The sequence below is a fragment of the Streptomyces sp. NA02950 genome (genome assembly GCF_013364155.1).
Taxonomy (GTDB): domain Bacteria; phylum Actinomycetota; class Actinomycetes; order Streptomycetales; family Streptomycetaceae; genus Streptomyces.
In genome coordinates this window covers 9,262,878-9,289,415 of record NZ_CP054916.1, presented here as the reverse complement: position 1 = coordinate 9,289,415, position 26,538 = coordinate 9,262,878, and the positions used below count along the sequence as shown (strand labels likewise).

Sequence of the window (26,538 nt, the reverse complement as noted above, 5' to 3'; positions counted from 1 at the left end):
TTCCTAGGTGTGCTCTTGGTTGTGGGCGCGGGCGTACTGGTAAAGGAGTTCCGCGCCGATCTCGGTGGCCAGGACCGAGGTGATGCCGCCGTGGTCGTAGAGCGGCGACACTTCCATGACGTCGAATCCGACCGGCTGGAGGTCCCCGACGCCGCGCAGCAGGGCCAGGACCTCCCGGGAGGCGGGGCCGCCGGGGGCCGGGGTCCCGGTGCCGGGGGCAAAGGCCGGGTCCACGACGTCGATGTCCACCGACACGTAAAGCGGGGTGTCGCCGACGATGTCCCGGACCAGTCGGGTGGTGGCGTCTTTGCCGAGGTCGGCGAAGTCGTCGGCGGTGATGATGCGCACGCCATGCCCGCGGGCGTAGTCGAGCGCATCGGGCTCCGGGTTATGCCCCCGGATGCCGATCTGCACCATCCGCTGCGGATCGATCAGCTTCTCCTCGATGGCGTGACGGAAAGGCGTGCCATGGTGGTATTCACCGCCGTAGAAGGCGGGGTTGGTGTCACTGTGCGCATCGAGATGGAGTACGGCCAGACGCCCGTGCTTCGCGGAGACGGCTCGCAACGCGGCGAGGGTCAGCGAGTGGTCGCCACCGAGCATAAGGAACGCCGCGTTGTCGACCAGCAGTTCGCCCAGCCGTCGCTGAGCGGTGTCCATCGCGATGTGCATGTTGAACGGGGTCAGGTCGATGTCGCCGGCGTCGACGCAGCTGATCAGGGCGAAGGTGCCCGGTCCGCGGTCGATGCCCACGCCGTGGATCAGCCCGGACTCGTTGCGGATGGCGCGGGGTCCGAAGCGCGCCCCCGGCCGGTAGCTGGTGCCGCCGTCGTACGGGGCGCCGATGACCACGACGTCCCGCCCGCGCGGGGCGGGATCGTGCGGCAGCCGCATGAAGGTGGGGATCTGCGCGTAGCGGGGGGAGACGGTGATGTCGATACGTTCCACGCCCTGGTTGCTCCTCGTGTGTCCGCTGAGTGACGGGTCCGTCACGGGATGGGCTGTGCATGGCGCTCCAACCGGTCGACGACCAGCTGCACCGCATCATCGGTGGCCACTTCGTCGGGGTGCCGCCCGGCCACCACCACCTGGTCGAACAACTCCTGGACGACCAGGCGCTTGGCGTGGTGCACCCGCCCGTCGGGGACCCCGGCGTCGGTGAGCAGCCGGCTGAACGACGAGGTGGTGCCGGAGCCCTCGTGCACCCCGAGCTTGGGGCGGAGCACGGTCTCCTGCGGCAGCACATCGCCCATGGCGGCCCGCAGCACCCACTTGTCCTGCCCGTAGCGGTGCTTCATCCCTGCCTCCAGGGAGACCAGCAGGTCCAGCACATCGCGGTCCCAGTAAGGGTGGGTGGACCAGTGGCCGCCAATGCCGGAGAGCACCGGAGACATCTCGTTGAGGCCGTCGAAGGTCTCCATGTCGTGGGCGAGGGCGGTGTCCAGGGCGGGCAGCCGGTCCTCGCGGTGCATACCGCCCAGGGGGATGTCGGCGCCGTAGCCGGTGAGGATGCGCCGCCCAGTGCCGTCCAGGCGCAGGTACAGGGCCGTCAGCGGGAGCAGGTACTCGATGATGTCGGGGTCCAGGGACTCCGCCGCCCAGACCGTGTGCGGGAGGCGGCGCAGCAGGTCGGCGGTGGGGATGATGAGTTCCCGGTGCGTGGTGCCGAGGTGTTCGGTGACGATCCGCGCCTGGGAGAACTCATCGGCGTCGTCCGTGCCCATCGAGATGGTGTCGATCGGGCCGGCCGCCCGGTCCGCCAGCGCCGCGACGCTGGCGGAGTCGATGCCGCCGGAGAGCACCACCAGAGGTGCCTCTGGGCCCAGACGCACCCGCACCGCATGCTCCAGGGCCCGGCGGACGGCCGCCACCGCCTCGTCCTCCGCCGTGATCCGGCGGGAGTGCGGCGGCGCCCAGGTCCGGTGGGCGGTGCACGTTCCCGTGCCGAGTACTACTTCCAGCACCGTTCCGGCCGGAACCTGGTGGACCCCGGGAAGCCGGCGGATCGGTCGGGCGGCAGGCAGCGGCAGCCCCATGGGGGCGGTGCGCAGGGCCTTGGCCTCGGTGGCGGCCAGCACCCGGCCCAGCGCGGCCGTCAGGTACAGCGGCACCGAGCCCACGTGGTCGGTGGCGAGTACGATCCGCCCCTCGCCGTGCACCAGCGCTGCGAAGCGCCCGTTGAGCAGCCGGAACGCGTGCAGGTCATAGGTGTCGAAGAGCGCGAGGACGAGCTGGGCGTCACCGGCGGGGTCGGTGCCGCGCGGCAGCAGCGACCGCAGTTCGGCCTGGTTGTAAAGCTCTCCGGCGAACACCACCGCTGCCCCCGGTCCGCATGCCCGGGCGGCTTCCGGCGCCCCGGCATGCAGCAACCTGGTGTGCAGCGTGTGGCCGTGCCGTTCCTCGCGTTCCTCGGTGCGGGAGCCGAGCGAAGCGAAGGCCGGCTGCGGGACCTGGCCACCGTCCTGCTGGACTGCGGCCAGGAAGCCGGTGGCGGAAGGCAGCGTCCGGGCCATGTCAGATGCTCAGGGCCGCGAAGCCGCCGGCCTGGAAGTCGTAGTTCACCGGGACCTCGATGAGGAACGGTCGCCCGAGACCGGCACCCTTGCGCAGCGCGGCGAGCAGTTCTTGGCGGGTGGCCGCCCGCACCGCCTCCACCCCGTTGGCTCGGGCGAGGTCGGTGAAGTCGACGCCGGTGAACTTCACCGCCAGGTCATGGGAGCGGTGGTGGCCGATGTTCTGGTACAGCTCGATCAGCCCGTTGGTGTCGTTGTTGACCACCACCGTAACGATGGGCAGGTTGAGCCGGGCGATGGTCTCCAGGTCCGAGCTGTTCGAGTGGAAGCCGCCGTCGCCTGCGATGAGGAAGGTGGGCTGCCCGGGGCGGGCCAGCTGGGCGCCCATCGCGGCGGGGATGCCGTAGCCGAAGCTGGAGCAGCCGGCCGAGGTGAGGAAGCCGAACGGCTGGTCGGCGTGGGCGAAGAGCACCCCGTAGTGCCGGAAGAAGCCGATGTCGGAGACGATGGTGCCCTCGCCCGGCTCGGCGGTCTCGGTCATCACCGTGTTCATGCAGTCGATCACCTGGTGGACCCGCATCCCGTCGGTGTAGCGCTCGGAGTCGGAAAGGAACTCGACGATCCGCTTGCGCAGCGGTGCGATGTCGTGCGGGGTCTTCGGCACCACCTCGGCCGTGTGGGCGTCCAGGTGCTCCACAAAGGCGAGCACGTCGGTGACCACGTCCACGTCGGGCCGGTAGACCCGCGGAATGGGGTTGACCGTCGGCGAGACCCGGACGGCCTGCTTCGCACCGCCGCGCTGCCACATCGACGGTCGCAGATCCTCGGCATAGTCGTAGCCGAGGGTGAGAATCAGGTCCGCGGGGCCGAAGAGGGTCTCCAGCGCGGGGAAGGAGAGGATGCCGTCCATGTAGCCGGTGACCGCACCGTAGTTGAGCCGGTGGCCGGCCGGCAGCACCCCCTTGGCGATATAGGTGGTGATCACCGGGATGTTCAGGCGCTCGGCCAGCGCGCGGATGGCCGGTACCGCACCGGACCGGATGGCCGCGGCGCCGACCACCAGCACCGGGTGCTCGGCCGCCGCGAGCAGATCGGCGGACTGCTGCGCCGCGGTCTGCCAGCCGTCCTGGACCGCGCCGACCGGCTTTCTGGGGGCGCGCACGGTCGGGCGGTCCTGGGTGGTGTCGATCTCTCCGACGAGCAGATCGACCGGGAGCGAGAGGAAGCTGGGGCCGACCGGCTCGGTCGTTGCGGCCGCGACCGCGGAGTCCACGAGGTCGGTGATGTCGTCGGGGCGCTGCAACTCCGCCGCGTACTTGGTCATCGGACGCATCACGGCGACCGAGTCCAGGCACTGGTGGGTGTCGTTGGGGAAGATGTCGTACGACTCGGACTGGGCGGCGAGCGCGATGACCGGCGAGCGGTCCAGGATCGAGGTGGCGACACCGGTGGACAGGTTCGTCATGCCGGGGCCCAGCGTGGCCCAGCACGCCTGCGGCCGGCCGCTGATCCTGGCCAGCACGTCGGCGACGACCCCGGCGGTGAACTCGTGGCGGGTCAGCACGAAGTCGATCCCCTCCACCTCGTCGAAGAGGATGGACGCGGCCTCCCGGCCGACCACCCCGAACACGGTCTGCACCCCGTGGTCCCGCAGCCGCCGAAGCAGGGCGTGCGCGGTCGTCGGGTGGTTGCCGGGGGTGGCGGACACACGTGACATGGCGTCTCCTCATGCGTACGGATAGGGGGCCGTATCGGCTCGGGGCGGATGTGCCGCCACGGGCCGGCGCCCGACGGAACGGGCCGGTAAAGGCGCCGTGCTCACTGTGCGGACAGGGGCTTGCACGGTTGTGGACGTTTCCCTTGCGGGAATCCGCCGCGGCCGGCTCCGGCGCCGCCGCGGCACGCCGGCGCTTCATCAAACGCTTGAAAAGGGACGGCATTGTGGCCACGGGGTGCCGGCGGCTACCGTGCTGCCGCCGGATTCCGCAGCCCTTTCCGCCCTTTCGACGCGGCCGTTTCTGCGGTCGGCCCTTCCTTTCCCCTTGCCCCAGCGGCATCTGCAGTGGAGGTTCCGCCATGCCCGCGTCCATGCGTCCCCCGGTCCGCGCACTGCGCGATCTGCACGTCAGTGCCCAAGGGCTGGGCTGCCTGCCGACCACGGACTTCTACGGCCGTGCGGAGCCGGACCGGTCGCTCGCCACGATCCGCGCCGCACTGGACGCCGGGGTCACCTTGCTGGACACCGCCGATGTCCAGGGCCTGGGCGCGGGCGAGAAACTGCTCGGCCAGGCCGTAGCGGGACGCCGCGACGAGGTCGTGATCGCCACCAAGTTCGGCATGGTGCGCTCCGCCGACGGCGGGTTCCAGGGGCTGTGCGGCAAGCCGTCCTATGTGCGCGGGGCCTGTGAACGCTCACTGCTCCGCCTTGGCGTGGACCACATCGACCTGTACTACCAACACTGGATCGACCCGGCGGTCCCGGTGGAGGAGACTGCGGGCGCGGTGGCGGAGCTGGTGCGCGAGGGCAAGGTCCGGTACTTCGGGCTGTCCGAGCCCTCCGCGGGCACGCTGCGCCGGGCTGACGCGGTGCACCCGGTCACCGCGGTGCAGAGCGAGTGGAGCCTGTGGTCGCGGGACATCGAGGCCGAGGTGGCGCCTGCCAGCCGCGCGCTGGGCATCGGCATCGTGGCGTACGCCCCGCTGGGCCGCGGCTTCCTGACCGGAGGCATCCACACCATCGACGACCTGGCTGCCGAGGACTTCCGCCGCAGTCAGCCGAGGTTCAGCGCCGTCGGCCTGGCACACAATCAGTCGCTGCTGGACCGGCTGCGCCCGGTCGCCGACGGCCTCGGCCTGACGCTGGCCCAGCTCGCCCTGGCTTGGCTCCACCACCGCGGCCCGGACGTCGTCCCCATCCCGGGCACCAGCGACCCGGGCCACCTGACCGAGAACCTTGCCGCGGCCTCGGTGCAGCTGGACCAGGCCGCCCGGGCGGCGGTGGCGGAGGCGATCGCCGTCCCGGTCCACGGGGAGCGTTATGCGCCCGCGATGCTCGCCATGACCGGCAACTGACTGCTTGCAAGGCCGGGCCGCAGCGGGACGTCAAGCCCGCGGCAAGACCGCCCTGCGACGGTGGAGCATGTCCGCCGGGCGGCCGCAACGACGACGCCGTCCCGTGAGTGCGGCGCCCCCTCCCGCAGATTCCCGGCACATCCGGAGGTCGTTCATGCCCATGGCACCCGCTGTCATGACGGACGAGCAGCGCAAGGCCGTCATCACCGCATATCTCAAGGCTTTCGACAACGGTGGGATCGGCAGGCATGGGAGTTCCGTGCTCGACTTCTTCGCCGAGGACGCCGACTTCTTCTTCCCGAAATGGGGACTGGCCCACGGCACGTCCGAGATCGCCCGGATGTTCAGCGGTCTCGGGAGCACAGTCACATCGGTCACGCACCACTTCTGGTCCTTCAACTGGATCACCACCGGGACCGATCTGCTCGCCGTCGAGGGAACCACGCACGGCGAGCACCGCGACGGTCCCTGGCGGGTGGGTGTGCCCGAGTGGGGCGCCGGGCGCTGGTGCGGCGTCTTCGAGGTACGGGACTTCCTCATCCAGCGGGCGTTCATCTACCTGGACCCCGACTACGCGGGCAAGGACGTTGCCCGCTACCCGTGGTTGTGACGCGCTCCCCGGTTCCCCTCCGTTTTCCCCAGCCAAGGAGCACTGATGAACGTGCCGACCGCCTCGCAGCGCAGGCCCAGCCTCAACCTCTTCCGGTTGAGAACCGACTCTCGCCACGGACCTCGCCACCGACGCGGTCAACCACTATCCGTACTCGGAGACGCCGGTGGCGGTCTACGGCGACGTCACGTGGCTCAAGGACGTCTACGGCCACTGCGTGGACCTCATCAAGGAGTTCTACGGGGCCCGGCACGCCTTCGTGCGGTTCCTGTCCGGGCTGCACTCCATGCACACCGTGCTCACTGCGGCGGGCCCACCCGGCGGCCGGGTGATGGTGCCAGCCCCCGCCGACGGCGGCCACTACGCTGCCGTCACCACCTGCCAGGGCTTCGGCTACAGGTGGACTTCCGCCCCTTCCACTCGGCAACGCTTGGAGATCCGGCGTACGGCACTCGCGGCGCGGATCGCGGAGCACTCGGTCGACGTGGTTTACCTGGACGCCTCCACGGCGCTGCGCTTCCCCGACTCCCGGGCGCTACGGGCCGCCGTGCCCGACGCGCTCATCTGTCTGGACGCCTCGCACCTGCTCGGTCTGCTGTCCGCAAGCCCCGCAGCCCCCAGACCCTGGTCCTCGACGGCGTCTCCGACAGTACGCATAAGACGCTGCCCGGCACGCAGAACGGACTCCTGGTCACCAAGAGGAATTCCCGCGCGGAGAAGATGGCGGCACGGATTCCCTTCCCGGCGTCGAGCTCCCACTCCGCGACGGTCGGCAGCCTGGCGATCACGCTGGAGGAGTTGCTGCCGCACCAGGTTGATTACGCGCACCAGGTCATCGCCACGCCCGCCGCCTGGCCGGCGAACCGGCCGGGCGCGGTTTCGACGTGGCCGGGCCTGCAGCCTCGGCACCCAGGGACTGACCAGCTGGGCATGAAGGAGAACGACATGGCGCAGGTGGCCGAGTTGCTGGCCCGACCACTGCGGCGCGACGCGGCTCCGGCAAGGTCGCCACGGACGTCGCCGAGCTGGTCCGGGCCTTCCTCGGGCGTGGCTTACGCCGAGCAGCCCGCCCGTTGGCCGTCGGCTCAGCGGGTCGGGAAGGTGCCGCGGCCAAGTCCTACGGCACCTCTCCTTACCGGAGCAAAGGAGACCGTATGTCCCGTTCCGTGCAGGGCAGTTCCGTGCAGTGCGGCCAGGAGTCCGTGGCTGCCGGGCGGTTGCGCTGGGTGGCCGGCCATTACCCCACCGGGGTGGTCCTCGTCACCGGGCCGCGTCCGGCACCGGAGCAGCCCCCACCCGCGATGGTGGTGGGCACCTTCACCTCGGTGTCGCTGCACCCTGCGCTGGTGGGCTTCCTTCCCTCGCAGTCCTCGACCACCTGGCCGCGAATCCGGGCGGCCGGCCGTTTCTGCGTCAATGTGCTGGGAGCGGACCAGGAGCAGGTCTGCCGCAGCTTCGCCACCATAGATCCCCACCGCTGGGAGGTGCCCCATCAGGAGACCGCCACTGGCTCCCCCGTCCTGCTCGACGCGCTCGTCTGGTTCGACTGCGAAGTGGCGGGCGAGGTGGCGGCGGGCGACCACTGGTTCGTCACCGGCGCGGTCCACGACCTCGGGGTCCAGCGGCCCGGTCCACCCCTGGTGTTTCTGCGCGGTGACTACGGGCACTTCGCTGAGGGGAGCGACGCTGCCCGGTCCGGACAACCCGCCCGGCCGGTCTGACCTCTGCCGCCGGTCCAGTGGTTTGCCGATGCACACCTTGCTTCCACCAGCGGTCCGCGGGCCTGCCGGACAGCGGAGCGGCATCGGCCTGCCCGTTGGGCTGGTCGGCCGGCTTGCGCTCGGACCGGGGTCATGCTCCGCGACGCCGGACGGCGCCGCTCCACCCCGCGCGGCGGGCAGCCCCGCAAGCATGGCGGTGTCCTCACCTTCGCCAAGCCTGAAACGGGGCATACGCCCGACGCCGCCACTACCTGCGACACCATCCGCTACGGCTGGGCCGACGTCCTCGCCCGGGACCGGATGCACCCCCGCCTGCAGGCCCGCGGCCCCTGGCTCCCGCGCCACCGGCACCTCGTCGGCGGCCCACTTCACTTGAAGCGGCGGGGGCTGGAAACGGAGCAGAAGCCACCGCGCCCGTCCCCGACCCTACTCATACCTATCAAACGACGTTCGTGATCGACTTGGTGCGCTGCCGTGCTGCCGGTGTCGGACTCACCGAGCAGTCGGGCGAACGGCCACTGGGGAAGGAAACAGAAGTATTCGTCCCGCTCCTCGATTTCCTCAGCGGCGGAGGTGATCGTACGCCGTGCCTCGTCGTGGGCACCCATACGGTGCAGAGCGTCGGCGAGCAACCCGAGGTGAAGGGTGCGGCGCAGCAGGGTCCGGTGCCGGGCCGAGTCGTGCAGCGCCTTCCGCATCCGGGCCAGCCCCCTCTCGTGCATCCCCTGATGCACCTCGGCCCACCCGAGCGGGACGGCGAGCATGCGGTGCCAGAAAGGGAGCCGGCAGCGGACGGCGAGGTCCCGGCCCGCCCTGCCTGCCAGCCAGGCACGCTGTACGTCGTCCTCGGTGATGGCGATGAGGGCATCCACATACCGGGCGAAAGCCCGGTCCCAGGGCCGGATATAGCGGTCGGACCGGGTGAGGTGAAGGAGTTGCGACCGGTAGCGCTGGGTCTGGATCTCATCGCCGCGGAGACAGTGGCTGAGCGCCAGGTAGGCCCGGTAGTCAATGCGCTGGTCCCTCAGCAGCGCGCTCAGCCGCGTTGGCGCGCAGGACGCGTCCAAGAGGGAGTCGATGATTTCGACACCCTGTGTCAGCGCGCCGAGCGCCTCGTCCGGACGGCCGCTCACATACAGGGTGACCCCCTCCACGTAACAGGCCGCCGATCGGGCCGCCCGGCCGCCGCCGTGGTCGGCCAACTCGTAGAGCAGGACGGCGATTTCCGCTGCCTGCGAGTACTGACCCGCAGTGATCGCGCTCATCGCCTGGATGTGCAGCAGTCCGGTGGGCTGTGTGCGATCAAAGGTGCGCTCCAGCTGTTGAGCGTGCCAGAGGATCTTCTCGACCCGGTCCGAGCCGTAGCCCTCGATCAGGGCATGCAGCCGTATCATCCGCTTGCGCAGCTGCAGTTTCAGGGCAGAGGTCTGCTGGTCCCCGGGCAGCGCCGCAACGACCGACGCCGCGCCTTCCAGCCAGTGCAGTGCGGCCGCATGGGCGAAGCGGGCCTGCTCCCGGTCGGCCAGAGTCAGTAAAGGACGCACGCCCATGCGGGCACCCAGGAGCCGGGCGGCTGCCAGGCAGTGGCGGCGGATCTCAGCGGCATCGTCACCCGGCTGGAACCGCAGGGCCAGGGTGGTGGCAACGTGCTGGTGCCACCGGGCGAGGGTGACCGGCTGCGTATCGTCGAGCAGGAAGTCACGCGTCAGCCCATGCACGAAGGAGAGCCGGCCGTCGGCGGTCCGGTCGTGGCGCAGCAGGCCGGTCTGTACCGCGTCGTCGATCAGTGTGTGCGGCAGTTCAAGAGTGGACAGGAGGTCCGCGAGCAGGGGACGGTGCACGCTCATGCCTATCACGGCGCAGAGGGTGAGCACGTCGAGCGTGCCCGGGGAGCATTCGCTCAGTCGCCCATGCAGCATCTCGCGTAGTTCGAGGGGGACAGATGACCTCTGCAGCCGCTTTCCGGTTGTCTGCGCGGAGACCATGCTGAGAAGGAGGAATGGGTTGCCGCCGGAGGCGCGCTGGAGCCGCAGGGCTTCGTTGGGCGAGGGCGCCGCTCCCGAGGCCGAGGCGATCAACTCGTGACTCTCTTCTTCGGCGAGCCCCTCCAGTCGGAGGAGGCTGCTACTGCTTTCCTGAAGGATACGGCCCACGGCGCGTCGTACCGCTGGGTTCTTCGCCAGTTCGTGGTCGCGCAGGGTGGCCAATATCATGACCCGGGCACGGATGATCTGCTTGACCAGCAGTTGGAGCACTTCCAGTGCGGGCACGGGGGCGAGATGTAGGTCCTCTAGCAGAAGCACTGCCGGTGTCCGCTCCGCGGCGGAGAGCACGGCCTGGACGATCCGCATCTGGTGGGTGAGGTGCTGCTCGGGCAGCCAGTCCTCATGGGCGACGAGGTCCGCGGCGACAGCCATGCTCGCGTCGCTCGCCACCTCCAGCTGTCTCACGACGTGGTCCCAGGTCCAGTAGCCCGGAGCCGACAGGGCCCCGATGCACTGTGAGCGCACCGTCCGGAACCCGCTGGCGGCAAGACAACGCTCCGAGTGCTGCAACAGCCGCGTCTTTCCGATTCCCTGCTCGCCGCAGACCAGCAGTAGATGGCCACGACCGCTTCGGGCGCCCGCCAACAGTCTCTCCAGCCGCTGCATCTCCGCTTGACGGCCGATGAGCCGGTCACCCGGCTGTGGGGACACGGACGGCGCCGGTTTCTTCGATTCCGGCGGCGCAGGTACCGGGGCGGATCCCGGCGCGGGCGCGGTCCGGCCTGCCGACTCCGAGACCGGTGATGCCTCTAGTTCCTGACGCAAAATCTTCCCGTGCAGAGCTTGCAATTCCCGGCTGAGATCGGCCCCCAGGTCCTCCGCCACTGCATTGCGCATCCGTTCATACGTCAAGAGAGCGTCCGCCGACTGACCGGAGTGGTACTGAGCCACCATCAACTGGCCACCCAACCGCTCCAATCCGGGGTTGCGGCAAAGCTCCTCGCCGAGCCGGAGAGTCACTTCCCCATAGGCGTGCAGTTCGAGACACGCCTGGGCCCACACTTCCAGTACCCGTAATCGGAGATGTTCCAGGCGGTCCGCTTCCGCCACCGCGAAGTCATAACCGTACAACTCGCCCATGGGAGTGCCCTTCCACAGCTCCAGCGCGGACCAAGCTGTCGAGCGAGCGACTTCGAGATCTCCGGACTTAAGCAATTCCCGGCAGTCCCTGGCCTTGGCCTCGAAGACCGCGGCGTCGACCAGCTGCGCATCGGCTTCGAGCAGATATCCCTGGAGATGGTGGACGAGTCGGATGGAGCGATCATGCTCGTGGAGCAGCTTCCTCAGCCGGGAAACGTAAGCCTGCAGCGTCCCCGTGACCTTGCTCGGTGGGTTGGATCCCCAGATCGCGTTGATGATCACGGGCAGAGATACCACGCTGCCCACGTGGATTAACAGCAGGGCGAGCAGAGCGCGCTGCCTCGGCGCACCGAGGTCCACCTTCGTTACATCGGAACTCACACTCAAGGGGCCAAGGATTTCGAATCGAAGCCCAGGGGAACGTACATCATCTTTCATCGCGTATCCCAACTGGAGATTGTATGAAGATCGGTAGATACAGAGGCTGCTGTCGGAAAACCCTCAGTGATTTCCGAGACCGGGACTCCGAGCAGGAGCAAGAGGAGAATGCGCCAAGAGGTGTAACCCACTTGCTCCCGATCACCACATCCGTGGCGCAGGGCGAGGATCTCGGCCTTGTGCGCGGCAGAGGAGCCTCCCAAGCAGTGTCAGCCAGCCCGGCAGTCGCCAGAAGATTAGGGAATCGCACGACGGAGGCATGGCGGACGAGAGGGGATCCGGATGCCCCGGCGGTCCGCCTCGCACGCTGCGGCCTACCGAAGTGCCGCCGGACAGCGCTCCGGTCGGCAACCTCTCTCGGTTTCGGGGTTTGAGGTTGGCTGCCATCCGGGCCGGTCTCCCCCGCCGTGGCCTGGAGCGTGGCCCCGGTCGACGGTCATCGGCCCTTGCAGGGAGAGGCCAGACTCGCAGGACGAGCTCGAGCAGCAGGTCGAGGTAGGTGCTGAGGTCGAACGGCTCTGGATCGGTGTCGATCCACCGCAGCACCGCGGAGAAGGATCTGGTCAGCGATCTTGTCGGGGTGACTTCTGGTCACGCATTTCGAGGTGAACTGGCGACGGGAGACACAGACCTCCGTACGTGATACGAGCGAGCCCACAGTGGCTTCGTCCGTCGCCGGTCAATTGGTGTGGCGGTTCCCGGCCGCCTCTCGACACTCCATGATGAAAGACACCGGACGACGCAGGTGAGACGGAGGTGATGGCCAGCCCCGCTGCTGCGGCCAGTTGGTCGTACTCCGTCAGACAACCTTCCTAGCCGCCGAAGAGCATGAGTTCGGCGCCCGTCGGAAGGGGATCGAAGAAGCTGCCGCCGACCACGGAGATCCGGTTCGCCGCGCTGGTGGCCGAAAGTTCACCGAACGCGCCGACCGCCGTCTCGGGCAGTTCCAGCAAGGTGCCCCGCAGGAAAGGAGCGCTGTCCAGGAGTGCGGCCAACAGGGTGCCACATCCGCCGCCCAGGTCCATCACATGCCGTACCCCGCTCCAGTCGTAGCCATCGGTGAAGGAGGGGGCCAGCAGCGTCGTCTTGCGGCTCATCCACTCCTGGAAGGACTCCGACAGCCCGGGCTCCGCGGCAAAGTCCTCCCACAGCGGGAGCCCGAAAAGGTGCTCGTAGACAGGCTTTCCCGTGCGCATCGAGTGGATGACGCCCCGCGAGAGCTCGTCGATACGCGCCTGAGCTCTGCCGGGGTCCAGGGACGAGACCAGGCCCGAGCATGGTCTTCCCGTAGCGCACCGGAGAGTGCGGTGCCGCGGAACCTGCCGTCGGCCGCCTCGGTGAGGATCCCGTGCCTGGCCAGCAACGGCAGCAGACGGTGAAGCGCATCCGGTTCGGTCCCCGTGCGGTCCGCCGCGTCCGCCGCGGACAGCGACCGGTCCGCCAGCAGGTCCGGCAGTCGCGGCGTCACCGCGGCCCGGATCGCCCAGGGAGTGACTGTGTCGGTCTTGGCGAGAAGACGCGAGACCAAGGTCTCGGGCCTCATTTCGGCGAACTCCACAGTCGTTCCGTACGGTCCGACTGCGCGGAACCTTCTTGAGGCGATCAGAGGGAGGGGCAGAAGACGAACACCGGCCGCCGCCTCACCGTACACCTCCCATACCTCGGAAACCCACAGCGTCAGGACCGGCACACCCGCAGAGGCGGTGTCCGCTCGCTCCGAGGCGCACTGGGCGGGGAGCGGAACGGTCAGCCAAGCGTCCGGTGACGAGGCACGAACCGTTCCTTCCTCAGGGCGGAAGACCACCTCGTCCGGCAGATGCCGCTCCCAGAACAACGACACTTCCCGAGTGTCGCCTGCCCGGGCCTCAGCCGTCTCGGAGTCCACAGTCGATTCGCTCGGGAGAGACATGATTCTCCTCGCACTCTCGTAGTGGGGACTGTCTCGGCCACAGTGGAGACAGAAGCTGAAACCGATGTACCGATCATGCGGTGAGCGCGCTCAGAGCTAACTCGCAGAGAACACGCGCCCCGCTCCCCCGGCGGTCCCAGCACGCTGCCCCTCTATCTGACCGGCCGAGCCCCCCGGGCGCACGGTAGTCCGACGCTCTCGCGCTCACCGGCCTCACCGATGGCCGACGGGCCGACGGCGGGATTCCCACGGCTTCCAGCAAGAGGCCGACCACCCGCGGCGTGCTGTCGGCGTTCCCCTTCGGCTGGCACCGCCACCGGATCCGGCGCGCCAATGTTGGTCACACAGCGGATCCCCCGTAGCCCCCGTAGCCCCCGTAGCCCCCGTACGGCATCTCGCAGCTCGGCGGCTCGCTCGCCTTGGCTCTTGCTCGTCGGGGCCTGCACGCCAGTGCATACCTGGAAGCTACTGACGACTTTGCCGTCGTTGTGATCATTCCTCGCCCTCAAGGACCGACGACCACACAGCCACAAGATCAGTAAACTCCCAGCACATTGCCCTGCCATCGGTTCACCATGATCGCCGTACGGTCGATGGCCGCTCCCCTTCGATGGCGGATGGCCTCGGGTGTGGCCGCGTGTGAGAGCGCCTGACGGACGGCGTCGCCTCGCTGGCTGGCCGACAGGATCCATGTCTGGGTGCCACACACATGCTCTGAAGAGCAGTTCTGCAGCGTAGGAACGGTGACGATCCAGCGCGCCAGGGGCTCGACGGACGGAGCAGGCGTCCAGCGTGCAATGCTTCGATCTTCCACTTTCCTCACCCGTTCTCCAATGCTGACCGACCCCCCATATCGGCCTCATGTATCCGAATATCGTCCTTCACGCTCATCATTGCTCCGATTTCCGGGAGCGTCAAGAGACGATTTCGGGACACGGGTCGGCCGTGGTCGTTGCACAGCCTCGAGGAGGGACAGGTATCGGGGAGCTACGACCTCGGACAGGGCCATCACGCTGGTGGACCGCACGACCGCCGGAATCTCGTTGATGCGCAGCAGGGTGCGTTGGAGCCCCTCGTGCGAGGTCGCAGCAACCCGGCACAGCACGTCGCTTGCACCGGTAGTGCCGTAGGCCTCGAGCACGTCGGGGATGCGCGCGAGTTCCGTGGCGATCTGCGCCAGGTCGCCCTGGGCGATCTGAAGACTGACGAAGGCGAGGACGGGATAGCCGGCCGCGGGCAGGTCGATGTTCGGGCCATGCCCGGTGATCACCCCAGATGCCTCAAGGCGCTGCACCCGCGATTGCACGGTGGCCCGGGAGACCCCCGTGACCCGGGAGAGCTCAAGGAAGCCTGTGCGCGGGTTTTCCGCGAGTGCCTTGATGAGCAAGACGTCGAGCTGATCCAGCTTCCTAGGCGCTTCTGCCATCTGAAGACCCCTGATCTTAGTTGAGCTAGGCAGATTGCATAGCTCATGTGACGGAGCTTGTCAGATCATGATGCTAGTGCTTCTACTGCTGCGCACCAACCAATCAGGGCAGATGAAGGGATCAAGGCCTCATGACTCAGTCCCTGCAAAACGACGACGACCTGATCGGCGCGGTCGAGCACGACGATGCAGCCGACCCGTTTCCGGTCATCGGCATGGACCATGTGCGCTTCTACGTCGGCAACGCCAAGCAGGCCGCGCACTACTACTCTTCGGCCTTCGGCATGACCTGCGTCGCCTACCGCGGCCCGGAGACCGGCAGCCGCGATGTTGTCGAGTACGTGCTGACCTCCGGAAAGGCTCGCTTCCGCATCACCGGCGAGGTACATGCAGGCACCCGGGTCGGTGCTTCGGTCTCTGCTCACGGAGACGGCGTCGTCGACCTGGCGATCGAGGTCCCGGACGTTGACAAGGCTGTGGAATACGCGCGCGCCCAGGGAGCTACGGTGCTGGCGGATCCGTACGACATGGGCGACAGGCATGGCACCGTTCGGCTCGCCGCGCTTGCCACCTACGGCGACACACGCCACACGCTGGTGGACCGCAGCCGTTACAACGGCCCGTTCCTGCCGGGGTTCACGGCTTCCAAGCCCCTGTTCCACGGCAAGCCGGCCTGCCACCCGAAGCGCTACTTCCAAGCCATCGACCACTGCGTCGGCAACGTGGAACGCATGGACGAATGGGTCGGTTTCTACAACCGCGTCATGGGTTTCACGAACATGAAGGAATTCATCGGTGACGACATCGCCACCGAGTACTCCGCCCTGATGTCGAAGGTGGTCGCGAGCGGCAACCACCGCGTCAAGTTCCCGATCAACGAACCGGCCATCTCCAAGAAGAAGTCGCAGATCGACGAGTACCTGGAGTTCTATGGCGGACCCGGGGTGCAGCACCTGGCGCTGGCCACGAATGACATCGTGGCCAGCGTGCGGGCCATGCGAGAGATGGGCGTGGAGTTCCTCGACACGCCGGATGCCTACTACGACACGCTCGGCGAGTGGGTGGGTGACACCCGTGTTCCGGTCGACACTCTGCGGGAACTGAAGATCCTCGCGGACCGCGACGAGGACGGCTACCTCCTGCAGATCTTCACCAAACCGCTGCAGGACCGGCCCACGGTCTTCTTCGAACTCATCGAGCGCCACGGCTCTCTCGGTTTCGGCAAGGGCAACTTCAAGGCTCTCTTCGAAGCCATCGAGCGCGAGCAGGCCCGACGCGGGAACCTGTGAGGAGGCCGCCATGGCGTACTACCGGCAGGCGGGTGACGTCCCGCCCAAACGTCATACGCAACACCGTGATCGTCATGGTGCGCTGTACTACGAAGAGCTCATGGGCGAGGAAGGCTTCGCCAGTGACTCATCCCTGCTCTACCACCGGCATATCCCTTCCGCGATCACCAGCGCGACGCCGTGGCAGCTTCACGATCAGTCGCTGAGACCGAACCATCCCCTGCTCCCACGGCACGTCCGCTTGCATGACCTCTTCGGTGTTCAGTGGACCAGTTCCGACCCTGTCACTGCGCGACGACTCGTGGTCGGCAACCCGGATGTGCGCATCTCCTACGTCGTGGCGGGCCGGCCGTCGCCGCTGTACCGCAACGCGCTCGGCGACGAGTGCGTGTACATCGAATCCGGCGCCGCCGTGGTGGAGACGGTCTTCGGGTCGCTACAGGCTCGCCAGGGCGACTACGTGCTCATCCCGAGAGCCACCACGCACCGGTGGCTTCCCGCACCTGGGCAACCGCTCAGGGCCTATGCCATCGAGGCGGCCTCGCACATCCTCCCGGCCCGTCGATATCTGTCCAAGCACGGCCAGCTGCTGGAACACGCGCCCTTCTGCGAACGGGACCTGCGCGGGCCTGAAGGTCCACTGCTCACTGACGGCGCCGACGTCGAGGTGCTGGTCAAGCACCGCGGCCCTGAGGGTGTGACCGGCACCCGGTACGCCTACCGCCATCATCCGTTCGACGTGGTGGGCTGGGACGGCTGTTTGTACCCCTACACCTTCAACATCGAGGATTTCGAGCCGATCACCGGCCGCATTCACCAGCCTCCGCCAGCCCACCAGGTCTTCGAGGGCGAGAACTTCGTCATCTGCAACTTCGTGCCCCGCAAGGTCGATTACCACCCGCGGGCCATCCCGGTGCCGTACTACCACTCGAACGTGGACAGCGACGAGGTCATGTTCTATTGCGGGGGCGACTACGAGGCGCGCAGTGGCTCGGGCGTTGGTCAGGGATCGTTGTCCCTGCATCCGGGCGGGCACGCCCACGGCCCGCAGCCAGGGTCCTACGAGCGCAGCATCGGAGCGGAGTTCTTCAACGAACTGGCCGTCATGGTCGACACCTTTCGGCCACTCGAGCTCGGTGCGGCCGTGTTCAGCAGTGAGGACCCCGACTATGCGTGGAGTTGGGTCACCGAGGAGGCCTCATCGTGACCGGCTGCACGCTGCCACCTCTGTTTGCCGCCCTGTGCGATGACGCGGCGATGTTCCCGCCGGGCAGCTGGCCTGCGACCGAGGCAGTCTCCACCCACCGGTGGCACCACGGCGCCGCCCACGCCCACCTGGTCGGCCCTTTTGTCGTCGATGCCGGGCACATGGGCGCCGTAGCTGAGCAGGCTCGCTTGACGGCCACGGAAGGCCCCTTGCGTGTGGTTCTCGTGGCAACCGGCGCCCCGGACGGCCTGCTGCGCTCCGTCCAAGCTGCCCTGTCCGCAACGGAACTACAGCTCGTGGGAGTCGAGGTCACTCCAGACCCGAACACCTCCGCAAGGAAGGCAGTGCTGGAGACGGTGGCGGCGCTGGACGCGGCGGTTCCCCGAACCATTCCTGCCGCGATGGAAATCCCACGAGGCATCGAGCCAGGCACCGTGTTGGACATCCTCGCCGCCAGCAGGTACAGCGCCAAGTTCCGCACCGGCGGAACAACCTCTCAGGCCTTCCCCAGCGAGGCTGAGCTGGCTCGAGTTGTGACCGCCTGCGTGAACCGGAGCCTGCCGTTCAAGTGCACCGCCGGTCTGCATCATGCCGTGCGGCACACCGACCCGGAGACCGGCTTCGAACACCATGGCTTCCTCAACGTCCTGGCGGCCACTCATGTGGCTGGCCGTGGCGGCGACACGACCTCGGTCACCGAGATACTCAGGGAACGCTCCGGTCACGTTCTGACATCCATCGCACGGCAGTGGACAGCCGCCGACGCGCAGGCCGTCCGTGGGGCCTTCACCTCCTACGGCACATGCAGCATCGCGGAGCCCCTGGCCGACCTGGTCAGTCTCGGGCTCCTTCCCGCCGCGTGTGCCGACCCAGTGCTGAGGGAGACCGCATGACCTTGCGCAGCTGGCTTGCTGGTGCCGACGACTCCGCGTTCAGCGTGCACAACCTGCCCTACGGTATCTTCACCACCGCAGACCGTCCTGGTGAGCGCAGGATCGGGGTGGCCATAGGCGACCACGTACTTGACGCCGGTGCAGCCGCGCGCGCCGTCGGCGTGTCGTGCGCCGTGCTGGAGGCGCCCACACTCGGCCCCTTGATGGCGGCGGGACGGCCCACGTGGAGGTCCGTACGCCATGCGCTGACCTCCTGGCTCACACAAAGCGGGTACGCCAAGGCGGTTGCTGCTCGTCTCGTGCCGCGCTCGGAGGCAACACTGCATATGCCTTTCGACGTCGCCGACTACGTCGACTTCTACGCCTCGGAGCACCATGCAACCAATCTCGGTCGCCTCTTCCGCCCGGGGCAGGAACCGCTCACGCCCAACTGGAAACACCTTCCGATCGGGTATCACGGACGGGCCGGCACGATCGTGGTCTCCGGGACTCCGATCGTACGTCCCGCGGGACAGCGCAGGCCAACGGATGCGGCCGAACCGGTATTCGGGGCATCGCATCGCCTCGACATCGAGGCAGAGGTCGGTTTCGTAGTCGGCACACCGTCGGCACTGGGTACCCCCGTGGGACTCAAGGGGTTCACCGAACATGTCTTCGGCGTCTGCCTCGTCAATGACTGGTCCGCTCGCGACCTTCAGGCATGGGAGTACGTGCCACTGGGCCCCTTCTTGGGAAAATCCTTCGCCACGTCCGTCTCACCGTGGATCGTGCCGCTTGAAGCCCTCGAATACGCGCGGACTGCTCCGCCGCCCAGAGACGTCGAACCCCTGCCCTACCTTGACGATCGCGGCGAGGAGCCCTGGGGGTTGGACATCACTTTGGAGATACGGCTCAACGGGCAGCCCGTGTCCATGCCCCCCTTTGCCGCGATGTACTGGACAGCCGCGCAGCAGCTGGCGCATCTCACGGCCAATGGCGCAAGCCTGCGCACCGGGGATTTCTTCGCATCGGGCACGGTAAGTGGCCCTGGTCCTGGTAGCCGCGGCTCGCTGATCGAACTGACGTGGAACGGACAGCACCCGGTCAAGATGGCTGACGGCAGCGAGCGCACCTTCCTGCAGGACGGCGACGAAGTGCTGATCACGGCCACAGCCCCGGGCCCCTGCGGAAGCCGCATCGGCCTTGGAGAAGTGATCGGCCGAATCAGCCCGGCACAGGACTGAGCCATGTCATCGATACCCAGTTGACTGCAGGTGAGAAGGGCAAACGCATGGACAAGGTGGTCAATTCCGCGGCTGAAGCCGTCGCGGACATCAGGGACGGCGCCAGCCTGGCCGTCGGGGGGTTCGGGCTGTGCGGGATCCCCGCCGTCCTGATCCAGGCCCTCCTGGAACAGGGCGCGGGAGAGCTGCACGTGGTGTCAAACAATTGCGGAGTGGACGGCTGGGGTCTCGGGCTCCTGCTCGACGCAGGGCGCATCGCACGTGCTACCAGCAGCTACGTCGGCGAGAACAAGGAGTTCGCCCGGCAGTATCTGTCCGGAGAGATCGAGCTGGAGCTGACACCGCAGGGCACGCTCTCCGAGCGGTTGCGCGCCGGCGGATGCGGCATACCTGCCTTCTACACGCCTGCCGGGGTGGGGACGCAGGTGGCCGAGGGAGGGCTTCCCTGGCGATACGCCCGCGGAGGCGGCGTGGCGGTGGCATCCCCCGCCAAGGAAGTGCGTCGTTTCGGAAAGGTGGATTACGTCCTGGAGAGGGGGATCACCACTGAGTACGCGCTCGTCCGCGCGGCCCTCGGAGACCGGCACGGCAATCTTGTGTTCGACGCCTCGGCACGCAATTTCAATCCGTTGGCCGCGATGGCAGGCCGCATCACGGTCGCTGAAGTCGAGGAGTTGGTGCCGGCCGGCGCGATACGGCCCGAAGACGTGCACCTGCCAGGAGTGTTTGTACAGCGCGTAGTGGAGCTGACACCGCGGCAGGCCGCTGACAAGCGCATCGAACGCCGCACCGTCACTACGTCGGGCGCGCAGGGGACGGGACAACCGGAAGGAGCGGCGTAATGGCCTGGACTCGAGAGCACATGGCGGCCCGGGCGGCGGCCGAACTGCCCGACGGGGCATACGTCAACCTGGGCATTGGTCTGCCGACACTGATTCCCAACCACATTCCACGTGGCGTGCACGTCGTGCTGCAGTCGGAGAACGGCCTGCTCGGCGTGGGTCCCTATCCGGATGACGAGAAGGTCAACGCAGACCTGATCAACGCCGGCAAGGAGACGGTGACCGTCCTGCCGGGGGCCTCCTTCTTCGACTCGTCCCTGTCCTTCGGGATGATCCGCGGCGGGCACATCGACGCGGCAGTGCTCGGCGCGATGCAAGTTTCAGCCGGGGGTGACCTGGCGAACTGGACGGTGCCCGGCAAGATGATCAAAGGCATGGGCGGCGCCATGGACCTGGTCCACGGAGCCCGCCGGGTCATCGTGCTGATGGAGCACACAACCAAGGACGGCAACCCGAAAATCCTGCCGGAGTGCACCTTGCCGCTCACGGGACGTGCGTGTGTGGAGCGCATCATCACCGACCTTGGCGTATTCGACATCACCGGCGCAGGGATCCGGTGTGCGGAAATCGCGTCGGGCGTGGCCTGGGAGGAAATCCGCGCGCACACGGCAGTGCCCGTCCTGCCATCTGCAGCAGTGCGCTGACCCGCACAGAGCTGCTCCGACGGCGCGGGTTCATCGTGTCCCACCCGCAGCGCCGGAGCTCCGGCGGCGCTCACTCCAGCCCATGTGCGGAGAGGTGCCACCGGCTGAGGCCCGGCCCGGTCAACTGACCGGGCCGGGCTTGTCATGGGTGGTTGGGCAGTCCCCGGTCTGGCACCACGAACTGATCCCGCCATCGTGCGAAGAGGGCTGCGGGTTCTCCGCAGTACGCCCAGGGAAGGCGCGTCGGCCGGTTCCCGAGGTGTCGGAAGACCTCGCGCGCCCCACTGGTCATGTCCGCGAAGACCAACCCGTGAGCCAGCAGGTTGAGATCAGCCACGTCCTGGGCGTATTCCACATCCCGCACCTGGATCCAGCGGCGCAGCGCGGTGCTCAGATCGTACTGCGCACCCTCGTTGCTCCAGTGGTAGGTCAGTCCCACCGCCAGTCTCCCTTTCGCCTCGGCGAGATCGCGGTAATGTTCCACTCTCGCGGCCTGAGGAAGCACGATCAGGGGTGAGCCGTCCGGTGCGCCGACGGCGCTTTCCTGCGCGAACTCGTACATGGTTCCGTGGCTGCCGTGCCAGCGCGCCGATAGATACCGCAGGATCTGATGGTGCCCTTCGCGGTTGTACGGGTCCCGGGCTCTGAGCTCGTCCCACCAGCGCTGGGTGTGGCGGTGCCCATGGGCGTACAGGCGGGCGAGGCTGACGAGGGAGACCCACGGTACGGGGTCCGCCGAAACGGTGTGCGCGGCTCGAATGCACAGCTCGATCGCACGGTCGAGCATTTCCCGCGGCAGGCTGTCGTGCCCGGGGCGCGGTTCCTGACCGCGGCGTGCTGACTCGGCGAGAGCGGCAAACAGCCTCATCACCTCCGTTTCGGCGCGCAGGACCTGCGCGTCGGGGGTGCGTGGCTGGGCGATCAGCCAGCTTTCGGCGCTCTTGTTGCCAGCGGCTACCTCGGCCAGCAGCCGCATGCGATGCGTGCGGTGGTCCCAGTCGTTGCCGGTGGCCCGGAGGAGATCCCGGGCCCCCTGCCAGCGGCCGATCACAAGATCCCTGCGTGCGGCAGCGAGGTCCGCATCACCGAACGTCGGGTCGTATACCACGTGGGAGTATCGAGGGGGCATGATGTCTTTCGATCACGAAGGTCCCCGCCGCGTTGAGCGGCGGGGACCTTGGCGGATTCAGTGAAAGGGCAAAGCTCAGCGTGCCCGTTGCAGGGGCACTTCCCAGACCGCGTAGCGGAATGTGCGTTCGAAACCGCACCGCGTGTACACCTCAGCGGCACGGGTGGAGCTGCCTGCGTCGACCATCAGCAACGCCCGGTGCAGGCCTTGCTGGGAGAAGCGGTCCAGGGCCGAGCGAACAAGGACCTCGGCGATGCCGCGACGGCGATGGGAGGGGCGTGTGCCCACCACCTCGATGAAGCCGGCTGGGCTGCTCCGGCCGTCGTCACGCTCACTTACGTGGCCCAGGATGACCCCGGCGGGCTCCGAGTGTTGACGGGCCATCAGCTCGAGGCCCACTGGACCACGTGATGCGAGACGTTCCCGCCACCTTTCCAGAGTCCAGGGCAGATAGCCACCCCAGTGCTCAGCGAACGACTCGTTGATCACCTGCACCCACGCGTCATCGGTGATGGTGCGCGTGCTGTAGTCCACGACGTCGACGTCCCCACGTGAGGGGGTTGGTCGTGGCATGGTCAGGTCGCAGTCCATGCGCCAGATTTCCCGGACCTTGCTGAAGTGGGCCGGCCCGGCGACGCCACGGCCGCGCAGCGTGCGCAGCGATCGGAAGGAGGGCAGTCGTTCGGCTGTGGCGATGGCCCAATCGACCAGGGGGGCCTGAAGCTGTTCGTCGTCGGTGACGATGTCCAGGAGAGCCGCCTGCGTGGACGGCGGTGCGACCAACCCCATGGCTCCCACCGCGACGAATCCTGCGATGCGCCCCGCGACTCGAGCCACACGCGCGTCGCCGGCTTGCTGACCCAGCACGGCAGCCAGCCGCTCCATGGAAGGGGTCGTATCGAACTGGCCCCGCTCCCGCGCGGCGGACAGCAACGCATGGATCTCGCTCAGGTCTTCCGCCAGGGCGGGTTCGAGCATCATCGTCACCGTCACAGTGCGCGTCCCTGTTCTGCCAGACCGTCCGCGGCCGGGGCTATTCGCGGGCCTTCATCACCCACGGGCGCACCGCCCGTGCCGATCGCGTCGATCGACTCCGGCCGGCGACGCCGCAGGTAGACAAAATAGCCGATTCCGCAGCCGAGCCAGGCCACGACAATCCAGGGGGCGAGGTTGAGCGGCCAGGCCAGTGGAGCGATGCCCAGGCCGGCGAAGTCGATGCCCATAGCGGCGATGAACACCGGCACGAGGATGGCGATGCCCAGCAGCGGGCACACCACATGGACGAGCGGACGGAGTTCGCCGCGCTGCTTGCGCAGGTAGTACACGGCGCAACTGGCGCAGGTTCCTATGTAGACGAGGATCAGCATCAGGGTCAGAACGGTGCCCAGCAGCGCGAAGGCGAGTAGCGGTGATCCGAACACCACGGGCAGCACGATGCCCAGGACGATGGAGAAGCCGCCGAGGCTGAGGAGCGCCACAGAAGGGGTCTGGTGCACCGGGTGCACTCGGTCGAAAGGCCCCGGAAGGAGCCGGGCACGCGCCAAGGCGTACAGCACACGTGAGGGCGGGTTGATCGAGGCGTTGACGTTGGCGGCCTGCCCGCTCCAGACCGCCAGCGAGGACAGGATGGCCGCGCCGCCCCAGACGAGTGCTGTCAGGCCGCCCCAGGGATCACCGCCGCCGAGCTCGGCGAAGGTGCTGCCGCCGAACGCCTTGGGGCCGAAGTACACCGTGGCCGCGTAGTAACACAGGATGTAGAAGGCACCCGCGACGAGACAGGATCCGATGACTGCCTTGGGGATGGTCTTACGGGGCAGGTCAGCTTCTTCGGCAAGGGCGACCGACGACTCGAAACCGATGAAGTTCAGCACGATGAAGATCATCGCCGGGAGGACTCCCAGGTCATGCGGCACGAAGACGGATGCGGTGTTCGCGGACCCCGCTTCGAAGATCATGGTCACGGCGATGGCGCCGAAGACGACGATCTCGAACAACCCGAGCACGATGCCCACCCGGCTGGACTGCCGGATGCTGCGGTAGGCGAGGCTGACGGCAAGTACTGTGCTGCCCACCACGATCGGCAGCCAGGTCCAGGATGGAAGGCCGAAGCGGTGCTGGAGATAGCCGCCGAGTCCGTAGCCGAAGATCAACGCGGCGATGGTGGGCAACAGCAGGTAGGCCAGCAGGTAGATCCATCCCACCAGGAAGCCAGCCGCACGACCCAGGCCGGCGACGTTATAGGTGTAGAGGCCTCCGGCCGATGGCAGGTGACGTGCCAGCTGACCGATGCTGGTGGCCACCATCAAGCAGGCCACGAGGCTGAGGACAACGGCGAACGGCGTGCTGCCCTTGCCGTAGGGGGCCACCAGCAGCATCCCGGCGAACAGGCTTGCCGCCGGTGCGATCGTGGCGAGGGAGACGAAGGCGACAGGGATGACGCCGACGGCTCCTCTTCGCAGACCGTGTCTGGGAGCGTGGGGAGGTTGGTCCGACATGGCATTGCCCTTCTCAACTGTCTTGACCGTGCTGCGCGGCCGCGGCACTTTTCCTGGCGTGTGGGTTCCATGCGGGTTCGGGCCGGCCAACGGTCCGAAGAGGGTGGGGGCTGCGGCCCGGAAGGATCGTCTGGCTGGTGGCGCCCAGCACCTGGACGTCGAGGGAGACCACGTCTCCGGGCTTGAGCCAGCCTCGGAAGGTGTCGGGGTGCTGGATGTAGGACTCCAGGAGGCACCCTGAGGGGACGGTGCCGGAACCGATCATCTCGCCCGGGTACAAGGTCGTTCCGCGTGACGCGTACGCGATCATGTCGCCGAACGTCCAGTCCATGCTGTCGAGCCAGCCGTGGCTTGTGCGCTCACCGTTGACGCCGGCGGTCATCTCCAGACGGTAGGAGTCGCCTGAGCGCCATGGTTCGAGTTCGTCGGGAGTCACGAAGTACGGCCCCAGCGTGTTGGCGCCGTCTTTGCCCTTGGCCGGTCCCAGTCCCAGGCCCATTTCGCGCAGCTGGAGATCGCGGGCGCTCCAGTCGCAGAAGAGGACGTAGCCGGCGATGTGGCGATAGGCGTCCTCTGGACGGACGTCGCTTGCCGGGCGTCCGATGATCGCCCCGACCTCCAGCTCGTAGTCGAACTGGTGACTGCCAGGGAAGACGGCGATGTCGGTGTAGGGGCCAGTGACGGCCGCGGGGTTGGAGAAGTAGAACGGCGGAAACTGGGTGAAGTTATCGTTGATGGTGCTTGTGGGACTGGTGTTGCGCACATGCTGCAGGAATCCGACGCTTTCACGGATCGAGGGAGGTCGCAGCGGGGGGCCGATGCGGTCCCGGGTGAAGGGGACAACGTCGGCTGGGTCGGCCGTCGCACGCTCGGCAGCTGCGTGCAGCCGCTCTCCGTCGTCGCCCAGGAGTTCTACGACACTGGCGGTATCGGGCAGGAGGTGGACACGGTCGCCGATCAGGAGGCCCGCCCGGGGGCCTGTGGAGGGAAAGTGGTAGGTCACCCAGCGCATCGCCTCAGGACTCCTCGGGTACGAAGTCCGCTTCGAAGTCGCCCATACGTTTCATGACGTCGATGTGGGACAGGCGGGGGAACGCAGGGTCCAGGTGCTGGTACACGTTGGCGACGTTCTGTACGAGCCGTCCGGGCTCGCTCCAGACACCGAAGCGCCCCAGCGGGATTCCGGCGACCGCCTCCTCGAAGGGTCGCCCCTGGTTGAAGCACTCCGTTGCCGCGCGTTCGACGTAGGCCAAATAAGCCTGGGTCTCCTGGACCCCTGCCTTGTCGGTTACCGGTCCGTGCCCGGGTACGACGGTCTCGACGTCGAGGTCGAGGATGCGGTCGCATGCCTTGACCCAGCCGGAGATCGGCCCGGCCCAGGCAACCGGCGTTGCGCCTATGAACAGCAGGTCACCGGCGTAGACCGTGCGCGCGGAGGGGACGTACACGATGATGTCCCCGTCGGTGTGCGCCGGTCCGACGGTGATGCAGTGAACCTCAACGCCGCCGATGTCGAGCCTGATCTCACCTTCGAAGGTACGCGTCGGCGGGGTGATGGTGATGCCGTCGAAGTCGAACCCGCCGAACAAGCGGCGCACGTTGTCGCCGTGCACGCCCGGTGCCTGGAGGTCGGCTCGCAGGGATTCCACGTCGGACTGGGACATGTGAGCCGCCGCGTTGACCGACGCAATGATCTCGGCATGGCCCAGCAACTGATTGCCGAAGTAGTGATCGCCGTTGGCGTGGGTGTTGACCACCGTGCTGATGGGGCTGTCGCGGGTGACAGAGGCCATCTCAGCCAGCATCGCAGCAGTGAGGTTCAGGTCGAACAGAGTGTCCACCAGGAGCGAACTGGACTCCCCGACGATGAGGCCGGCGTTGCTGTAGCCCCATCCCGCTTCGTGCGCCACCCAGGCGTAGCAGGCGTTGCCAAGCTCGTGCAGGCGACCGTGACCGCAAGGTCCTTGCCTCATACTATCTCCCGATTTTCGGAGCGGACTGT

Annotated in this window: 20 protein-coding genes; 9 read left to right on the top strand and 11 right to left on the bottom strand. The window is 67.7% G+C overall.

Annotation, left to right across the window (positions count from 1 at the left end; genetic code table 11):
* Positions 1-3 precede the first annotated feature (3 nt).
* The 3 genes from speB to HUT19_RS39910 are packed head-to-tail and all read right to left on the bottom strand — an operon-like array spanning position 4 to position 4,230.
* On the bottom strand, positions 4-948 hold the full coding sequence (gene speB / locus HUT19_RS39920) for an agmatinase (protein WP_176186037.1): 945 nt from the start codon (positions 946-948) through the stop codon (positions 4-6).
* A 41-nt stretch (positions 949-989) separates the two neighbouring features.
* On the bottom strand, positions 990-2,513 hold the full coding sequence (locus tag HUT19_RS39915) for an asparagine synthase-related protein (RefSeq protein WP_176186034.1): 1,524 nt from the start codon (positions 2,511-2,513) through the stop codon (positions 990-992).
* 1 nt (position 2,514) lies between these two features.
* Positions 2,515-4,230, bottom strand: a complete 1,716-nt coding sequence (locus HUT19_RS39910; protein ID WP_176186032.1) for a thiamine pyrophosphate-binding protein — start codon at positions 4,228-4,230, stop codon at positions 2,515-2,517.
* 359 nt (positions 4,231-4,589) lie between these two features.
* On the opposite strand from HUT19_RS39910, the gene HUT19_RS39905 reads away from it, so the two are divergent.
* The 3 genes from HUT19_RS39905 to HUT19_RS39895 all read left to right on the top strand — a co-directional run bounded on the left by HUT19_RS39905 (position 4,590) and on the right by HUT19_RS39895 (position 7,916).
* On the top strand, positions 4,590-5,585 hold the full coding sequence (locus HUT19_RS39905) for an aldo/keto reductase (protein WP_176186029.1): 996 nt from the start codon (positions 4,590-4,592) through the stop codon (positions 5,583-5,585).
* Positions 5,586-5,745: 160 nt separating this feature from the next.
* Positions 5,746-6,195, top strand: a complete 450-nt coding sequence (locus tag HUT19_RS39900; protein WP_254886072.1) for a nuclear transport factor 2 family protein — start codon at positions 5,746-5,748, stop codon at positions 6,193-6,195.
* Between the two features lie 1,154 nt (positions 6,196-7,349).
* Positions 7,350-7,916 carry a flavin reductase family protein gene (locus tag HUT19_RS39895; RefSeq protein ID WP_176186025.1) on the top strand — a complete coding sequence of 189 codons (567 nt, stop codon included), beginning with the start codon at positions 7,350-7,352 and terminating at the stop codon, positions 7,914-7,916.
* A 368-nt stretch (positions 7,917-8,284) separates the two neighbouring features.
* On the opposite strand, the gene HUT19_RS39890 is transcribed toward HUT19_RS39895, so the two are convergent.
* The 3 genes from HUT19_RS39890 to HUT19_RS39880 form a co-directional block, all read right to left on the bottom strand.
* The gene (locus HUT19_RS39890) at positions 8,285-11,479 is read right to left on the bottom strand and encodes a BTAD domain-containing putative transcriptional regulator (protein WP_176187897.1); all 3,195 of its coding nucleotides are present in this window, start codon (positions 11,477-11,479) and stop codon (positions 8,285-8,287) included.
* A gap of 812 nt (positions 11,480-12,291) precedes the next feature.
* Positions 12,292-12,675 (bottom strand): methyltransferase, encoded by a 384-nt coding sequence (locus HUT19_RS39885; protein WP_176186023.1) that lies wholly within the window; start codon positions 12,673-12,675, stop codon positions 12,292-12,294.
* A 1,572-nt stretch (positions 12,676-14,247) separates the two neighbouring features.
* Positions 14,248-14,814: an Lrp/AsnC family transcriptional regulator gene (locus HUT19_RS39880; RefSeq protein WP_176186022.1), complete on the bottom strand. Its 567-nt coding sequence runs from the start codon at positions 14,812-14,814 to the stop codon at positions 14,248-14,250.
* A 131-nt stretch (positions 14,815-14,945) separates the two neighbouring features.
* Between HUT19_RS39880 and hppD the strand changes: the two genes are divergently transcribed.
* From hppD to HUT19_RS39850, 6 genes are read left to right on the top strand one after another with little or no spacing between them, the layout of a single operon-like run.
* Positions 14,946-16,103, top strand: coding sequence for a 4-hydroxyphenylpyruvate dioxygenase (gene hppD / locus HUT19_RS39875; RefSeq protein ID WP_176186020.1), 1,158 nt, complete (start codon positions 14,946-14,948; stop codon positions 16,101-16,103).
* Positions 16,104-16,113: 10 nt separating this feature from the next.
* The gene (locus tag HUT19_RS39870) at positions 16,114-17,310 is read left to right on the top strand and encodes a homogentisate 1,2-dioxygenase (RefSeq protein WP_176186018.1); all 1,197 of its coding nucleotides are present in this window, start codon (positions 16,114-16,116) and stop codon (positions 17,308-17,310) included.
* On the top strand, positions 17,307-18,203 hold the full coding sequence (locus tag HUT19_RS39865) for a hypothetical protein (protein ID WP_176186016.1): 897 nt from the start codon (positions 17,307-17,309) through the stop codon (positions 18,201-18,203). The genes HUT19_RS39870 and HUT19_RS39865 overlap by 4 nt, the downstream gene beginning before the upstream one ends.
* A complete protein-coding gene (gene fahA, locus HUT19_RS39860) occupies positions 18,200-19,426 on the top strand; it encodes a fumarylacetoacetase (RefSeq protein ID WP_176186014.1) in 1,227 nt (408 codons plus the stop codon). The genes HUT19_RS39865 and fahA overlap by 4 nt, the downstream gene beginning before the upstream one ends.
* 47 nt (positions 19,427-19,473) lie before the next feature.
* Positions 19,474-20,268 (top strand): CoA transferase subunit A, encoded by a 795-nt coding sequence (locus HUT19_RS39855; protein ID WP_176186012.1) that lies wholly within the window; start codon positions 19,474-19,476, stop codon positions 20,266-20,268.
* Positions 20,268-20,912 (top strand): 3-oxoacid CoA-transferase subunit B, encoded by a 645-nt coding sequence (locus tag HUT19_RS39850; RefSeq protein WP_176186010.1) that lies wholly within the window; start codon positions 20,268-20,270, stop codon positions 20,910-20,912. Before HUT19_RS39855 ends, HUT19_RS39850 begins: the two co-directional genes overlap by 1 nt.
* A 142-nt stretch (positions 20,913-21,054) precedes the next feature.
* Here HUT19_RS39850 and HUT19_RS39845 read toward each other — a convergent pair whose 3' ends face one another.
* The 5 genes from HUT19_RS39845 to HUT19_RS39825 all read right to left on the bottom strand — a co-directional run bounded on the left by HUT19_RS39845 (position 21,055) and on the right by HUT19_RS39825 (position 26,509).
* The gene (locus HUT19_RS39845) at positions 21,055-22,020 is read right to left on the bottom strand and encodes a hypothetical protein (protein WP_254886069.1); all 966 of its coding nucleotides are present in this window, start codon (positions 22,018-22,020) and stop codon (positions 21,055-21,057) included.
* A gap of 96 nt (positions 22,021-22,116) precedes the next feature.
* Positions 22,117-23,034, bottom strand: a complete 918-nt coding sequence (locus HUT19_RS39840) for a GNAT family N-acetyltransferase (RefSeq protein ID WP_254886068.1) — start codon at positions 23,032-23,034, stop codon at positions 22,117-22,119.
* The gene (locus HUT19_RS39835; RefSeq protein ID WP_254886067.1) at positions 23,031-24,584 is read right to left on the bottom strand and encodes an APC family permease; all 1,554 of its coding nucleotides are present in this window, start codon (positions 24,582-24,584) and stop codon (positions 23,031-23,033) included. The genes HUT19_RS39840 and HUT19_RS39835 overlap by 4 nt, the downstream gene beginning before the upstream one ends.
* A complete protein-coding gene (locus HUT19_RS39830; protein ID WP_176186006.1) occupies positions 24,550-25,548 on the bottom strand; it encodes a fumarylacetoacetate hydrolase family protein in 999 nt (332 codons plus the stop codon). Before HUT19_RS39830 ends, HUT19_RS39835 begins: the two co-directional genes overlap by 35 nt.
* A 4-nt stretch (positions 25,549-25,552) precedes the next feature.
* The gene (locus tag HUT19_RS39825) at positions 25,553-26,509 is read right to left on the bottom strand and encodes an MBL fold metallo-hydrolase (protein ID WP_176186004.1); all 957 of its coding nucleotides are present in this window, start codon (positions 26,507-26,509) and stop codon (positions 25,553-25,555) included.
* Positions 26,510-26,538 lie beyond the last annotated feature (29 nt).